The sequence below is a fragment of the Hymenobacter sp. B81 genome, from assembly GCF_044628455.1.
Taxonomy (GTDB): Bacteria; Bacteroidota; Bacteroidia; order Cytophagales; family Hymenobacteraceae; genus Solirubrum.
Genome location: NZ_JBIYZW010000001.1, coordinates 374,482 through 389,578, shown reverse-complemented (window position 1 = coordinate 389,578; position 15,097 = coordinate 374,482). Strand labels below are relative to the sequence as shown.

At 66.1% G+C, this 15,097-nt stretch carries 7 protein-coding genes; 1 reads left to right on the top strand and 6 read right to left on the bottom strand.

Translation table 11 applies throughout. The features are described from left to right. Positions 1-26 precede the first annotated feature (26 nt). Positions 27-2,894: a glycoside hydrolase family 2 TIM barrel-domain containing protein gene (locus tag ACE191_RS01600; protein ID WP_400190426.1), complete on the top strand. Its 2,868-nt coding sequence runs from the start codon at positions 27-29 to the stop codon at positions 2,892-2,894. A gap of 106 nt (positions 2,895-3,000) precedes the next feature. Here ACE191_RS01600 and ACE191_RS01595 read toward each other — a convergent pair whose 3' ends face one another. The 6 genes from ACE191_RS01595 to ACE191_RS01570 all read right to left on the bottom strand — a co-directional run bounded on the left by ACE191_RS01595 (position 3,001) and on the right by ACE191_RS01570 (position 15,031). Next, complete coding sequence (locus ACE191_RS01595) at positions 3,001-4,398, bottom strand: alpha-amylase family glycosyl hydrolase (protein WP_400190425.1); 1,398 nt, start codon at positions 4,396-4,398, stop codon at positions 3,001-3,003. Positions 4,399-4,536: 138 nt separating this feature from the next. After that, positions 4,537-6,651, bottom strand: coding sequence for a glycoside hydrolase family 97 protein (locus ACE191_RS01590; RefSeq protein WP_400190424.1), 2,115 nt, complete (start codon positions 6,649-6,651; stop codon positions 4,537-4,539). A 49-nt stretch (positions 6,652-6,700) separates the two neighbouring features. Next, positions 6,701-8,098, bottom strand: coding sequence for an alpha-amylase family glycosyl hydrolase (locus ACE191_RS01585; RefSeq protein ID WP_400190423.1), 1,398 nt, complete (start codon positions 8,096-8,098; stop codon positions 6,701-6,703). Positions 8,099-8,168: 70 nt separating this feature from the next. After that, positions 8,169-9,800 carry a RagB/SusD family nutrient uptake outer membrane protein gene (locus ACE191_RS01580; protein ID WP_400190422.1) on the bottom strand — a complete coding sequence of 544 codons (1,632 nt, stop codon included), beginning with the start codon at positions 9,798-9,800 and terminating at the stop codon, positions 8,169-8,171. A 92-nt stretch (positions 9,801-9,892) separates the two neighbouring features. Then, the gene (locus ACE191_RS01575) at positions 9,893-12,955 is read right to left on the bottom strand and encodes a SusC/RagA family TonB-linked outer membrane protein (protein WP_400190421.1); all 3,063 of its coding nucleotides are present in this window, start codon (positions 12,953-12,955) and stop codon (positions 9,893-9,895) included. Between the two features lie 420 nt (positions 12,956-13,375). Continuing rightward, on the bottom strand, positions 13,376-15,031 hold the full coding sequence (locus ACE191_RS01570; RefSeq protein ID WP_400190420.1) for a DUF6377 domain-containing protein: 1,656 nt from the start codon (positions 15,029-15,031) through the stop codon (positions 13,376-13,378). Between the last annotated feature and the right edge of the window lie 66 nt (positions 15,032-15,097).

Below are 15,097 nucleotides of genomic sequence, written 5' to 3'. Positions count from 1 at the left end.
TTCACGCCTTTTTCTTTCTTCTGCCCATGGCTGCTTCTGCTTTCCGCTGGCTGCTGGTCTGGCTGCTGGTGCAGGCGGCCGCGGCCGCCGCCCAGCCCCCCGCTCCCACCAAACAGGTGCAGTACCTCTCGGGCCGCGACAGCCGCCACCCCGCCACCTGGGACTTCTTCTGCACCGGGGGCCGCCGCAGCGGGGCCTGGACCACCATTCAGGTGCCCTCATGCTGGGAGCAGCAGGGCTTTGGCGCCTACAACTACGGCCGCGACTACAAAACCTACGGCAAGAACTTCCGCTTCGCCGACGAGCAGGGCCGCTACCGCCACGAGTTTCGCGTGCCCGCCGACTGGCGGGACCGGCGGGTGTTTATCGTCTTCGAAGGCTCGATGACCGATACCGAGGTCCGCATCAACGGGCAGTCGGCCGGAGCCATTCACCAGGGCGCCTTCTACCAGTTTCAGTACGACATCACCGACAAGCTCAAGCCCGCCGGGCAGGCCAACCTGCTCGAAGTCACGGTCAGCAAGATGTCGGCCGATGCCTCGGTAAACAACGCCGAGCGGCTGGCCGACTACTGGGTGTTCGGCGGCATCTTCCGGCCGGTGTATTTGGCGGCCTACCCGCGGCAGTTCAGCCCGCGCACCAGCATCGACGCCCGCGCCGACGGCTCGTTTGCTATGAACGTATTCGTGCAGGGCCTGCAGCAATCCACCCAGGTGCAGGCCGATATCGTGGACGCAGTCGGGCAGGTGGTGGGCACGGCCCGCGGCACCGCCCAGCCCGGCGACTCGCTGGTGCGGGTGCACACCACCGTGCGCCAGCCCCGGCTGTGGACCGCCGAAACCCCGCAGCTGTACCGCGTGCGCGTGCGCCTGCTGGCCGGCGGCCAGCCGCTGTACCAGACCACCGAGCGGTTTGGCTTCCGCACCATCGAAATCCGCCGCGGCCGGGGAATCTTCGTCAACGGCACCCAGGTCAAGCTCAAGGGCATCAACCGCCACAGCTGGTGGCCCGAAACCGGCCGCACCCTCAACGACTCCGTTCACCTGGCCGACGTGCGCCTCATCAAGGAGATGAACCTGAACGCGGTGCGCATGGCCCACTACCCGCCCGACCAACGCTTCCTGGAGCTGTGCGACTCGCTGGGCCTGTACGTGCTCGACGAGCTAGCCGGCTGGCAGAAGGCCTACTCGACCCGGGCCGGGGCGCCGCTGGTGCGCGAGATGGTGCGCCGCGACGCCAACCACCCCAGCATTTTGTTCTGGAGCAACGGTAATGAGGGCGGCACCAACCAGGAGCTGGACGCACACTTTCACCGCTACGATTTGTCGCGGCGGCCCGTGATTCACGCCCACCACCGGCCCGGCAAGCAGCACAATGGCATCGACACCAACCACTACGAGGACTACTACAGCACCCAGAAGCTGCTGGCCGACTCGCTGATTTACATGCCCACCGAGTTTCTGCACTGCCAGGACGATGGCGGCGGGGGCGCGGGCCTGGCCGACCTCTGGGAGCTGCACTGGCAAGCCCCGCGCTCGGGCGGCGGCTTTCTGTGGGCCCTGGTCGACGAGGGCCTGGTGCGCACCGACCAGCGCGGCATCATCGACGTGAACGGCGTGAACGCGCCCGACGGCGTGCTGGGGCCGCACCGCGAAAAAGAAGGCAGCTTCTACGCCATCCGGGAAATCTTCTCCCCCATCCGCATTGTCCAAGCTTTGCTGCCGGCCGGCTTCAAGGGAGTGCTCGAAGTCGAGAACCGCTACCACTTCACCAACCTCAGCCAGTGCTTTTTTCAGTGGGAGCTGGTGGATTTCCGCCGGCCCGGCGAGACGCTGAGCGGCTACGTGACCCGGCAGAAAAGCCGGGTGGCCAGTCCCCGCGTGGCCCCGCTGGCCACCGGCCGCCTGCAGCTCGGACTGCCCAAGGACTGGCAGCGCTACGACGCGCTGCTGCTCTCGGCCTACGACCCGCAGAAAAACCTGGTGTACAAGTGGAGCTGGCCAACGCGAGGCGCGGGGCTGCCGGCCGGCCTGGTCGACCTGCAGCCGGCGGGGGCCGTCACCACAACCGAAACCGACTCTACGCTGACGCTGCTGGCGGCCAACATCACGGTCACCTTCAGCAAGACTACCGGCCAGATCAGCGCGCTCAAGGGCAACAACGGCGACCGGCTCTCGTTTGGGCAGGGGCCGGTGCTGGTGGGCGCTGAGGCCCGCTTCAGCCAGCTCACCCACCGCTCGGAGCCCGACGGGGAAGTGGTGGAAGTGAGTTACCGGGGCGCGCTACAGCGGCTGCGCTGGAAGATGTACGGCTCGGGCTGGCTGCAGCTCGACTACGCCTACGCCATCGACGGCGACGTACCCTTCGCGGGGCTGAGCTTCACCTACCCTGAGAACTACGTGCTGGGCGCCAAGTGGCTGGGCAAAGGGCCGTACCGCGTCTGGAAAAACCGCCTGCAGGGCGTGACGACCAACGTGTGGGAAAACGCCTACAACAACACCCAGACCGGCGCCGCGCCCTGGATTTACCCCGAGTTCAAGGGTTACTTCGCCGACATTGGCTGGCTGGAGCTCAACACCGTGGAGGGTAAGTTGCTGGTGGCCACGCCCAACCCCGGCCTCTACGTGCGCCTGCTCGACTTCTACGGATTGTCGGGCGTGAAACCTTCGCCGGCCCTGCCCGCGGGCAACCTCTCGTTTCTCGACGCCATTCCCCCGCTGGGCACCAAGCTGGCCCTCAACATCGACCCCAATCCCCAGAACCTGGGGCCGACCAGCGAGCCGAACCACCTGCGCGGCTCCCGCACCCGCACGCTCTACTTTTTCTTCGGCCTGCCCAAAACCACCGCCCAGCCCCAGCCCTATACCGCCCCGCTTAAGGACGACCTGTTCTGATCAGCCAAGCCGGGACCTGCCGTCAGCAGGCCGCCCCGCCCGAGCCCGGCTTCCGTAGGGAAACCAGGCCCCGGCGGGGCGGCAGGCAATCGACCGGCAGCGGGCGTTAGCGCTTCAGGATGCGGTAGCCGTAGGCCGGCAGCGCCACTTGGCTGCCCAGCGTAACCGCGCCGCCCTGCAGGGCATCGGTCCAGGTGCTGCCATCCAGGGCCGGGGGCACGGTGTACTGCAGGGCGTTGCCGCGCACGTTCACCAGCACCAGGGCCTGCTCGGCGCCGGCGGTTTTGGTGAAGGCGCACACGTCGGCGCTGCTGTACGAGGTAGGCGCGCCGCGGCGCAGGGCCGTGCTACCGGCCCGGGCCGCCAGAATCTGCTTGTAGGCCTGCGTGACCAGGGGGCGCGTGTCCCAGCTGACTTTTACCGTGGTGAAGGGAAACGGAATGGCCGCCGTCATGCCGGCTTCCTGCCCGTTGTAAATCATGGGTACGCCCTTGTAGCAGGCGGCAATGACGAAGGCCGACAAGGCGCCCTGCTGCCCGCCGAACAGCGCCACCGGGGTGCCGTCGGAGCTGTTCACGTCGTGGTTGGTGGTGTAGCGCACCACCATCTGGGTGCCCGTGGCGCCGCTGTATTCGCTGGTATTGCGCGCGTCGAAGGCCGTGGCCGCGACGCCGCTGCGGTACACGTTTTTGAGCTGGTCGTAGAAGCCGAAGCCGAAGTTGTAGTCAAAGCCCGCGCCGAAATTGGCGCTGCGGCTGCCTTCGGAGAGCAGCAGCAGCTTGTGGGTGCGGATGCGCCGCAGCGTGTCCACGGCCTGCCGCCAGAAGTCCACGGGCGGGGCGTCGCTGTAGTCGAAGCGGAAACCGTCGACGTTGGCCTGAAACACCCACGACTTCATGGCCGCAATCATTTCCGCCCGCATGGGCGCGCTGCTGAAGTTCAGTTGAGCTACGTCGGTGTAGTTGGTGCCGGGCGGGCTCAGAATGGTGCCGCCCGCGTCGCGCAGGTACCACTCGGGGTGGGCCGTAATCCAGGCGTGGTCCCAGCTGGTGTGGTTGGCCACCCAGTCCAGCATCACGGCCATGCCGCGCGCGTGGGCCCCGTCGACCAGGGTGCGCAGGTCCTGCAGCGTGCCAAACTCGGGGTTCACGGCGCGGTAATCCTTCACGGCGTAGGGCGAGTTGACCCCGCGCAGCTGCCCAATGGGATTAATCGGCATCAGGTACACCACGTTCGCGCCCAGGGCCTTGATGGAGTCGAGCCGGGCCGTGACGCCGGCAAAGTTGCCCGGCTGGCTGAAGGCGCGCATATTGACCTGGTAAATGGTCGCGTCCTGGCGGTCGGGCACCCCGGCGAAGGGCGTGCCGTACTGGGCCGGGTCGGGCGTGGTAGTGGTGGGCGGCAAGGTGGGGGCCACCGGCCGCTCTTTTTCGCAGGAAGCCAGCAGCGCGGCCAGCAGCACCCAGCACAGGCTGGTTAGGCGCACAGTACCCAAAAAAGACATAGCAAACAGAAAAGAACTGGTTATTCGAAAAGGACAGTGGCGCGAACGGCTGGTGGCCGGGCAGTTGCTAAAGGCTGGCGGCGGCCAATGGGTTCAGTGCCCGGGCCGCGGCGCCGGAAATGAGGCGCGGCGGCCGGTTCAGCGCGCGGAAATGGGTTTGATGCTTATGGCCGCCCCGCCGCCGGGCGCCAGCTGCAGGTTCAGCACCGAGCGGTGGTCGACCTTCTGCTGCCGGATGCGGTAGCTTTCGGGGTTCTGCTGCCAGTGGGCATCCTTGCCGTCGGCGTAGATGGTGGCCAGGTACTGGGTGCCGGGCGAGAGGAAATCCAGCTTCAGCGGCTGGCGGCGGGCCTGCTCGTCGGTAATGGCGCCCACAAACCACTCGTTGCGGCCCTTGGCGCGGCGGGCAATGGTAACGTAGTCGCCGGGCTCGGCGGCCACGATGCGCGTCTCGTCCCAGTCCACGGCCACGTCCTTGATGAACTGGAAGGCGTCGAGGTGCTTTTCGTAGGCTTCGGGCAGGTCGGCGGCCATCTGCAGGGGCGAGTACAGCGTCACGTACAAAGCCAGCTGCTTGGCCAGGGTGGTGTGCACCTGCTTGCCCTGGTTGCGCGCCGGGTTCCAGCTTTCGAGCTTGATCCGGAAAATGCCGGGCGTGTAGTCCATGGGGCCGCCCATCAGGCGGGTGAAGGGCAGAATGGTTTCGTGCTCGGGCGGGTTGCCCTCGCTCCAGGCGTTGAACTCGTTGCCGCGGGCCGCCTCCGAGGCCAGCCAGTTGGGGTAGGTGCGGTGCAGGCCGGTGGGGCGCACGGCCTCGTGCATGTCCACCATGATGCGGCGCCGGGCCATCTGCTCGGCCGTGCGGGTGTAGTGGTTCACCATCCACTGCCCGTCGTGAAACTCGCCGCGGGGAATGATGCGGCCCACGTAGCCGGTTTTCACCGCCGCGTAGCCGTGCTGCTGCATGAAGCCCAGGGCCTGGTCGAGGCGGCGCTCGTAGTTGGTCACCGCCCCCGAAGTTTCGTGGTGCATGATGAGCTGGACGTTCCGGGCGGCCGCGTACTGCTGCAGCTCCGTCACGCTGAAATCCGGGTAGGGCGTCACGAAGTCGAACACCTCTTCCTTCCAGTTGCCGGCCCAGTCTTCCCAGCCCACGTTCCAGCCCTCCACCAGCACGCCCTCGATGCCGTGGCGGGCGGCAAAGTCGATGTAGCGCTTCACGTTCCGGGTATTGGCGCCGTGGCGGCCGTTGGGCTTCAGGCCCTGCCAGTTGGTGCCGGCCAGCTTGAGGTTGCTCGAGTCGGCGTAGTTCCAGGAGGCGCGGTTCACGTGCATTTCCCACCACACGCCCACAAACTTGTGCGGCTTGATCCAACTGGGGTCGGCGATTTTGCTGGGCTCGTTCAAATTCAGAATCAGCCGCGAGGCCAGCAGCTCGGGGGCTTTGTCGCTGACCACGATGGTGCGCCAGGGCGTGTGCTCGGGGGCCTGCAGGTAGGCTTTGTTGCCCACGGCGTCGGGCACCAGGTGGGCGCTCAGGCCGAAGGTCTGCGGGTTCACCTGCAGCATCAGGGCCGGGTAGTTGAGCAGGGCCGCCTCGTGCAAACTCACGTACAGGCCGTCGTCGGACTTGAGCAGCAGCGGCGTTTGCACGGTGGTGGGCGCGGCCTTGCGCTGAATGGGCGTAATGGCCGTGGTGTTCACCGCGCTCAGCCGCGTGGTCTGGTAGACGTACTCGTTGGAGTCGTAGTCGCCGGGAATCCAGAAGGCTTGGTGGTTGGCCGGCAGGTTGAACTCGGTCAGCTCGTCGGTCACGGTGAAGTACTGCAGCCGGGGTTGGGCGGGCCACTCGTAGCGGAAGCCCACGCCGTCGGCAAACACGCGGAACACCACGTCGAGCCGGCGGCCGTGGGCGGCGGGCTGGCGCAGGCGCACGGTGAGCTGCTGGTAGTGGTTGCGAATCTGCTTTTCCTCGCCCCACACCGGCTGCCAGGTTTCGTCCACGTTCTTGATTTCGCTGTCCACCAGCTCCAGCGGGCCGTCGAAGCCCTGCCCGTCGGCCAGCGCCACGCCCAGGCGCGAGGTATTGACCACCGGGCGCGTGCCGTGCTGCACGCGGTAGTTGGGCCGGCCGTCGGGCCCCAGGGCAAAGGTCAAACTCACGGCCCCGAGCCGGGCCGTCAGGGCCGGGGCCTGCTGCGCCCCCGCGCGCCAGCTGCCGAGCAGCAGCACAAGCAACATCAACTGTTTCATCAAGCGAAGTAAGGGCTGGCTTTGCAAACGGGCGCGCCTACCGGAAAGGTTATTGGCCGGCTGCTCCCGGCTGGTGGTGCAGAATCAGGTACTGGTAGGGCTGCAGCGTGAGCTGGCCCGGCAAGGCCGCGGGCTGGCCACTAAAGGCGTCGCGCCAGGCCGTGGCCGCGAGGGCCGCGGGCACCGGGTAGGTTACGGGTTGGTTGCGCAGGTTCACCAGCGTGAGCACCTGCTCGCGGCCCCGCACGTTGGTAAAGGCGCACACGTCGGCGCTGCTGTAGGTACGGAGCTGGCCCCGGCGCAGGGCCGCGCTGCGGTTGCGCAGCCCGATCAGCCGCTGGTACTCCGCGGTCAGCGCCGGGTTGGGCGTCCAGTCGATGGGCCGGCGCGGCCCCATAAACGGCACGCGCTCGGCGTGGCCCACTTCCTGGCCGTTGTAAATCAAAGGCACGGCGCGCATGTAGGCGGCCACCACGAAGGCGGCCATGGCGCCGCGCTGGTTGCCAAACAGCGTTTGCGGCACGCCCTCCCAGGCGTTGACGTCGTGGTTGGAGGTGTAGCGCAGCATGCGGGCCGCGGGCGGGGCGTCGCGGTACACGGCGGCGTTGAGCGAGTCGAGCAGCTGCACGCTTTTGCCGCCGGCAAAAATGTCGTGCTTGAGCAGGTTGATAAAGCCGAAGTCGTAGCAAAGCGGGAAGCCGGCCCGGAAGTAGTGCTTTTTCTTGTCGCCCTCGGCCAGCAGCAGCAATTTGTGCGTGCGGATGGACTTGAGGCTGCCCAGGGCTTCGGTGAAGAACTCGTAGCTGGGGCCGTCGGCGTAGTCGAAGCGGTAGCCGTCGATGTTGGCCTGAAACACCCAGTAGCGCATGGCCGCAATCATTTCCGCCCGCATGGGCGCACTCGCAAAGTTGAGCTGGGCAATGTCCTTCCACTCCGGAATGGGATTCACAATCTGGCCCTGGGCGTCGCGCACGTACCAGTCGGGGTGCTGCTTGATCCAGGGGTGGTCCCAGCTGGTGTGGTTGCCCACCCAGTCCAGCATCACGGCCAGGCCCCGCGCGTGCGCGGCGTCGACCAGGGTGCGCAGGTCCTGCAGGGTACCGAACTCGGGGTTTACGGCCGTGTAGTCGCGCACGGCAAAGGGCGAATCCACGGCTTTTTCCCGGCCAATGGGGTAAATCGGCATCAGGTACAGCACGTTCACGCCCAGGGCCCGGATGGAGTCGAGCCGGGCCGTGACGGCGGCGAAGGTACCCTGCTGGCTGAAGCCGCGCAGGTTGACCTGGTAAATGGCCGCGTCGGGCGCGTCGGGCACGCCCGCAAACGGCTTACCGTACTGCTGCGGGTCGGGGTAGGCCGGTGAGCGGGCCGACTTCTGGGCCCGTGCGAGCTGGAAAAAGCCGGTCAGCAGCGCCAGCAGCAGCGCGGCGGGAAAAAATCGGTTCATCGGTGGAAAGTGAGCACGGCAACCGCCATCAGGCGTGGGGCGCAGGCCGACCGGCTGCACCAGGCCGGGGTTAGTACCCGGGGTTCTGCACCAGCGTGGGGTTGGCCACGATGTCGCTGGAGGGCAGGGGAAACAGGTTGAAGTGGCTGCCCACGCCCTGCCCGGTTGCTACGCCGCCCTTCCAGGGCCAGCGGTAGGTGGCGCTGGTGAACTTGCCGAAGCGGATCAGGTCGGTGCGGCGGGTGGCTTCCCAGTACAGCTCGCGGCCGCGCTCGTCGAGGATGAAGTCGGGGGCGGTCAGTTCGGCCAGGGTGATGCGGCCATCGGTGCGGCCGCCGGTGTTGCCGAAGGCCCGGTCGCGCAGGGCATTCACGTAGGTGAGAGCCTGCCCCTCGCTGCCGCCCTGCCCGCCGCGCAGCACGGCCTCGGCGTACATCAGGTACACATCGGCCAGGCGGAACATCGGGAAGTCGGTATCGACGAAGGTGCCCGTGGGGTCGGAGCCGTTGCCCCCGGTGGATTTCTTGTTCGACCACTTCAGCACGCCGTAGCCCTGGGTGAACACGGTCAGGTCACTGATTTCCAGCGTTTGCCCCGCCGTGAAGAACATCGACCGGCTGTCGGTGCCGCTGGGCTGGGTGGGAAACAGCAGCGGCAGATTTTTGCGGGTGCGGTTGCCGGCCCAGCCGTTGGTAATGCCCAGGGCGCTGCCCAGCATGCGCCCGCCCACGGCCGCGTGCACCAGGTAGGTGGTGCCGCCGTAGGTCTGACTCACCAGCCCGTCGTTGAGGATGGGGAAGATGATTTCGGCGGCGGCCGTCACGTGGTTGTCGGCCATGAACAGCTGGGCGTACTGCGGGGCCAGGCCGTAGCCGGCGCCCAAAATCTTGTTGCAGTAAGTCAGGCAGTCGGTGTAGCGCGCCGTGCCGGTGTACACCTCGGCGTTGAGGTAGAGGCGGGCCAGCAGCGCCCAGGCCGCACCCTGGTCGGCCCGGCCGTAGGGCCCCTGGCGCGGGGCGGCCAGCAGCGGCTCAATGGCCTTCAGCTCCGACTCGAGGTAGGCGAACAGCGCGGGCCGCGAGGTTTGCCGGGGCAGGAACTTGCCGGGAATGTCGGTTTCCACCACAAAGGGCACGTTGCCGTACAGATCGAGGGCGTGGAAGTAGGCCAGAGCCCGCAGAAAGCGCGCCTCGGCCCGAAACCGGCGGGCGTTGTCGGCGTGGATGCCGCTGATGTTGCGGCTGCTGAGCTTCTCGTCGGTGGTTTCGCGGATAAAGTCGTTGCAGGCCGACACCTCGTAGAAAATGCGGGTGTAGCTGTTGCGGACCAAATCATTGCTCGACGACCAGGTAATCTTGTTCAGCTCCTGCAGCGGGCCGCTGCTCCAGGCCACGGCGGCCTGGTCGGTGGGCAGCTCCTGCAAATACCAGTAGGCCCGCATGTAGGAGGTTTCGCCCTCGTCGAGGCCCGAGCCGGCAAACACGTCGGGCGAGCCGGTGGTGCCCTGGCCCGAGAGGTTGAAGCCCGCGTAGAGCTTGGCCAGCACCATGATGTAGTTGGCCGGGTCGCGGTACACCGACTCCGTGTTCAGGTCGTAGAACGGGTAGCGGTCCAGGTCCTTGGTGCAGGAAGTCAGTCCGCCCGCGAGCAGGGTAGCGGCTACGGCCAGGGCGGCGGCGCCGCGGCGCAGGTGCTTATTCATGTCAGTTGTCGGTTGCTGGTGGTCAGTTGCGAGTTGCCAGTTATGAGTTGTCAGTTGCCAGAACGACCTGACAACTCACAACTGATGACTGTCTAGAATCCCACGTTCAGGCCCAGCGTGAAAGTGCGGGGCAGCGGGTAAAAGTTGTTGTCGATGCCGTTGCCGCGCTCGGGGTCGAGGCCGGTGTACTTGGTAAGCACCAGCACGTTCTGGGCGGCCAGGGTCAGGCGCAGGGTGGTGGCCTGCTTAATCAGGCTGCCCAGGTCGTAGCCCAGGGTGATGTTCTGCAGGCGCACGAAGGAGGCGTCCTGCAGGTAGTAGTCGCTGAAGGGCTGCGGCACCCGGAAGCCGGTGGCGTACACGTCGGGCACGGTGTTCATTACGAAGGGCAGGCCGGGGTTCAGGGCGGCGTAGTTGCCGCGGTCCGCGTCCACGTTGTTGTACACGTAGTTGCCCACGTTGGCGCGCACCGTAAAGTCGAGGCTAGCTTTGCCGTAGGTCAGGTTCGAGCTCAGGCCCAGTATGGCCTTGGGCGCGGGCGTCTTGCTGCGCACCAAGTCCCGCTCGTTGATCTGCCCGTCGCCGTTCTGGTCCACGTACTGGCCTTCCAGGGGCTTTCCGTTCTCGTACTTCTGCTGGTAGAGGAAGAAGGTGTTGGGCGCGTAGCCCACGGTGTTGATCTGCACGTTGCGGAAGTTGCCGATGCTGCCCACCGCCGTGCCCAGGTAAGTGGGGTCTTCCACCAGCAGCAGCTTGGTAATCTTGCTGCGGTTCACGGTGGTGTTGACGTTCAGCAGCCAGTTGAGCCGCTCGCCGCGCAGCACCTGGTAGTTCAGGTTCAGCTCCACGCCGCGGTTTTCCAGGCTGCCGATGTTGGTCAGCAGGTTGGGCGTGATGTTGCTGCCGATGGGCACGGGAATGACGGCCAGCAGGTCCCGGGTTTTGCGCAAATACACGTCGGCCGAGCCGCTGAGGCGGTTGTCGAAGAAGCCGAAGTCCAGGCCCACGTCGTAGGTAGCGGTCTGCTCCCACTTCAGGTTGGGGTCCTGTCCGCCCACGCGCAGGGTGCGGATGGTGTCGGTGCCGAAAATCTGCCGCACCGAGCCGCCGCCAATGCTGTAGGAGCGCAGGTAGGGGTAGTCGCCGGCCACGCCGGCCACGTCCTGCTGCCCCGTCAGGCCGTAGCTCAGGCGCAGCTTCAGGTCCGATACGGTGGAGTTGTCCACCAGAAAGCGTTCCTGGTTGATGCGCCAGGCCACCGAGGCCGCCGGGAAGTAGCCCCAGCGGTTGTCGGGGCTGAAGCGCGAGGAGGCATCGGCGCGCAGCGTGCCGGTGAGCAGGTAGCGGTCCTTGAAGGAATAGTTGAGGCGGCCGTAGAACGAGAGCAGGGTGTACTGGCTCTTGCCGGGGTTCTGGGGCAGGGTGTTGGGGTCGAGCAGGGTGCCGGCCGCCGTGCGCTCGAAGTAAAACGGGCTGTAGGTGTAGAAGTCCTGGTACGAGTGGCCGGCCAGGGCCTCGGCGCGGTGGTCGCCCAGCTCCTTGGTGTAGCGCAGGTAGGCCTCCAGCAGCTTGTTGTTTTTCTCCTGCCGGTAGCGCCGGCTCTGCCCCCGAATGTTATAGGCCAGCGACGATTCGGCGGGAATGAACACCGTGCCGGCGCTACGACTGATGTCGTAGCCTAGGTTCACGTTGGCGTGCAGATCGGGCAAAAAGTGCAGCTGGTAGTCGAGCTGCAGGTTGCCGATGCTGCGCTGCACCGTGCTCCGGTCGCGCTTGTCATTGAGCAGGGCCACGGGGTTGCGGTCGGTGAGCGAGTACGGGGTCACGCCGTCGGCCGGGTCCAGCCACTCGTAGTAGCCCCCGAACTTGTCGCCGCCGCTCTTGATGGGCACCGTGGGGTTGAAGCGGATGGCGCCGCCGATGGCGCCCTGGTCGGCAAAGCGCCAGTCGGCCCAGGTGCCCTTCACGTTCAGGTCGAGGCGAAGGTGGTTGTCGAGCAGCCGGGGCGAGAGGCCAATGGAGGCCGAGTTGCGCTTGAGGTTGCCGGTGCGCAGCGTGCCGTCCTGGTCGAGGTAGCCCACCGACACGCGGTAGGGCAGGCGGCCGGCGCTGCCGGTCACGCTCAGGTTGTTGTCGGTGGTCCAGGCCGTTTGGTAGATGGCGTCCTGCCAGTCGGTGCTGGCCGAGCCCACAAACGCGGCGCGGTCGTCCGGCACCAGGCCCTGGGCAATGGCGTAGCTCATCAGGTGGCGGTACTCATCGGCGCTCAGCACGTCGACCTTGCCGTAGTTCTGGGCGCGCGAGAGCTGCGAGCTGAAATTCACCCGCAGCTTCTCCCCTTCCACGCCTTTCTTGGTAGTGATGATGATGACCCCGTTGGAGGCCCGCGAGCCGTAAATAGCCGTGGCCGAGGCGTCCTTGAGCACCGTGAAGGTTTCGATGTCGTTGGGGTTGACCAGCGCAAGGGGGTTGCCGGCCCCGTTGATGCCGCTGTTTTCCACCGGCACGCCGTCGATGACGATGAGCGGGTCGTTGCTGGCGTTCAGCGACGAGCCGCCGCGCACGCGGATGGTGCTGACCTCGCCGGGGGCGCCGCCACCGGTGGTAATCTGCACGCCGGCCACCTTGCCCTGAATCAGCTGCTCGGGCGAGGTTACCTGGCCTTTCACAAACTCGCGCGCCGACACCGTGGCCACGGCGCCGGTCAGATCTTCGCGCCGGGTAGTGCCGTAGCCCACCACCACGGCCTCACCCAGCAGCGTGGTGTTTTCCTGCAGGGTGGCGTTCAGCGTAATGGCCTGGCCCGCGCCGGCCGTGAAGGGCAGGCGCACGGTCTGGTAGCCCACGAACGACACCACCAGCACCTGTGGGCCGTCGGGCACGCCGCCGATGCTGAACGCGCCGTCGGGTCCGGTGGAGCTGCCCAGCGAAGTGCCTTCCACCCGCACCGTCACGCCGGGCAGGCCCTGCCCCCGGGCGTCGACCACGCGGCCGGTGACGGTTGCGGCCATCAGCCGATGGGAAGCGGTCAGCAACTCAGCAGCCACCGGGGCCGCGGCCCGCGCCGGGCCGGCGCAGAGGCTGCCGAGGGCGGCCACCAGCAAGGCCCGGCGGCAGTTGGGGAGCTGGGAAAAGAAAGGTAGAGGTGCCGGCATATGCGGAGGGAAATAACGGGGCGGATGCAGGATGCGGAAGCTTCCGGTACTGGGGCAGGCGCCCCCGGCCAACTAGCCTGGCTCCGGAATCAAAGCAAATGAATCGCCTTCCACCCGCATGCCGAACTTATCAAGTCCCGATCAAGAAAATATTAACACCGCCACCAGCCAATGCATTAATTAACAATATCTTAATTCCCGAAACAGCAAATAAAATATAGATCCGATATGGCCGGTTTTAAGCTCATTTAGCCGTCCGGCCGGCCCACTTCCGGTGCTTAGCCCCCCGGTTTGCCGGTCCGGCGCCGCCGCTGAGTAACGACTCACTTTAGCTGGTGGCTTTGGCGACCAATGAGGACTCCGGCCCGGCCTAAGAAAGAGGCAGCAGCGTTCGGCAGCAAAGGAAGCCGGGCGGCCGGCTCACACGGCTTCGATGGCCTGGATGCGGGCTTCGAACTCGTCGTTGGGCACGAGTGAGCGGTTTTTGACGCGGGTCTTGTAGGTGTAAATCGTGTTGATGGAGTAGCCCAGCATGCGGCTGATCTGCTCGCTGTCGGCGATGCCCAGGCGGATGAGGGCGAAGATGCGCAGCTCGGTGGTCATGAGCTGGTCTTCGGGCAGCTGCACGTGGTCTTCGGGCCGGAACAGGGCGTTGAACTGGCTGATGAAGTGGGGAAACAGCCGCAGGAACACGGTGTCGAAGCCCTTGAACAGCTCGTTGCGCTCCTTCTTGATGTTGATGCCGTCGACCAGCCGCTGCACACCCGCCTGGTTTTTGCCGGCCAGCTGCGCGTCGAGGGCCTTTTTCAGCGCCTCGATCTTGTCGATGTACTGGGAGTTGTTGTGGAAGTAGTAGCCGATGTACTCCTCCTTGATGCGGTTGGCTTCGTTGAGGCCGCTGTTGAGCTGGTGCAGCTCCTCGTTTCGCTCGCGCAGCTCCTGGTTGGTGGCCGAAATCAGCCGGTCGGCCTTCTGCAGGCGGCGCAGCTGCTGAAAGATGATGACGGCGAAGGCCACCACGAACACCGCCAGCAGCGTCACCACGATGGCGTAGGTGCGCAGCGACTTGCGCTGCTGCTCGATGATGTTGATTTTCTGCCCCTCGATCAGGGAAGAAATGTGGCTCAGCTCGATCTGCCGCTGCCGGGCCTTGTAGAAGTCGGCCTGCTCGCGGGCTTCCCGGATGAAGACGTAGGCGTTTTCCAGGTCGCCGCGGCGGTAGCAGTAGTCGGAAAGCTGGAAGATGGCCACCGTTTCCTTGGTGGCCGACTGCACGTCGGCCGTGGCCGAGGTCAGCAGCAGCTCGTAGGCCCGGTCGTCCTGCCCGAGCAGGGAATAGATGTAGGCCGTGGTGCTGGCGCTGACGGCCAGCTGGTGCAGGGTGAGGCCGGGCAGGCGCCGGATCTGCTCGTAGAGCGCGGCTCCCTCGCGCACCCGGCCGGTTTTGATGGCCCGGAACTGCTGCATGGAAAGTTGCTCGTAGGAGCCGGGCCGGCTGAAGCGCAGGGCCGTATCGGCGTAGGCCAGGGCCTGGGCGTAGTAGCGGGGGCGGTACACCTGGTCGTGGTTGAAGTCGCCCAGGTCGTGGTAGGCCCGCGCCTGCAGAAAGTAGAAATCCAGCTGGTCGGCATCCGACAGCCGGGCCGGGTCGATCTGGTCGAGGGTTTCGAAGGTTTCCTTGAACATGCCCGACGAGAGCAGGATGAAGGCCAGCTTCAGCTCGGCCACTTCCAGCTTGGCGGGGCTGCCGAGCTGCCGGGCCACGCCGATCAGCTTCTGGCTGTACACGAAGGCCGAGTCGTACTTAAACGACTTGTACTCGTCGTAAATGCGCAGGCCCAGGTCGAAGCGCGCGTTGGCGTCCTGCTGGCTGGCAAAGGCGGCCGTGAGCACGGCAATGCGGTTCCAGCGCTGCTGGTCGTAGCGCTTCTTCTGCGCCAGCGCCTCGTTCAGCCGGGCCAGCAGGCTGTCGGCCCGGCTGGGGGCGGCCAGCCCCGGCAAGGCCAGCAGCAGCCCGCCAGCCAGCAGCAGGAGCTTCACCCAGGCCGGAGTAAGTCGCAGAAGCAGAGTAGTCAAAAGCAGGGCGTAAATGGGGCGGCAAGTTAGCCGGCAGCCGGCAAGATAAGCGCAGAAAATACCGCT

Bases quoted from the DNA above. Each gene is read 5' to 3' on its own strand.
- ACE191_RS01600 (WP_400190426.1), top strand. From the start codon at position 27: ATGGCTGCTTCTGCTTTCCGCTGGCTGCTGGTCTGGCTGCTGGTGCAG.
- ACE191_RS01595 (WP_400190425.1), bottom strand. From the start codon at position 4,398: ATGTCTTTTTTGGGTACTGTGCGCCTAACCAGCCTGTGCTGGGTGCTG.
- ACE191_RS01590 (WP_400190424.1), bottom strand. From the start codon at position 6,651: ATGAAACAGTTGATGTTGCTTGTGCTGCTGCTCGGCAGCTGGCGCGCG.
- ACE191_RS01585 (WP_400190423.1), bottom strand. From the start codon at position 8,098: ATGAACCGATTTTTTCCCGCCGCGCTGCTGCTGGCGCTGCTGACCGGC.
- ACE191_RS01580 (WP_400190422.1), bottom strand. From the start codon at position 9,800: ATGAATAAGCACCTGCGCCGCGGCGCCGCCGCCCTGGCCGTAGCCGCT.
- ACE191_RS01575 (WP_400190421.1), bottom strand. From the start codon at position 12,955: ATGCCGGCACCTCTACCTTTCTTTTCCCAGCTCCCCAACTGCCGCCGG.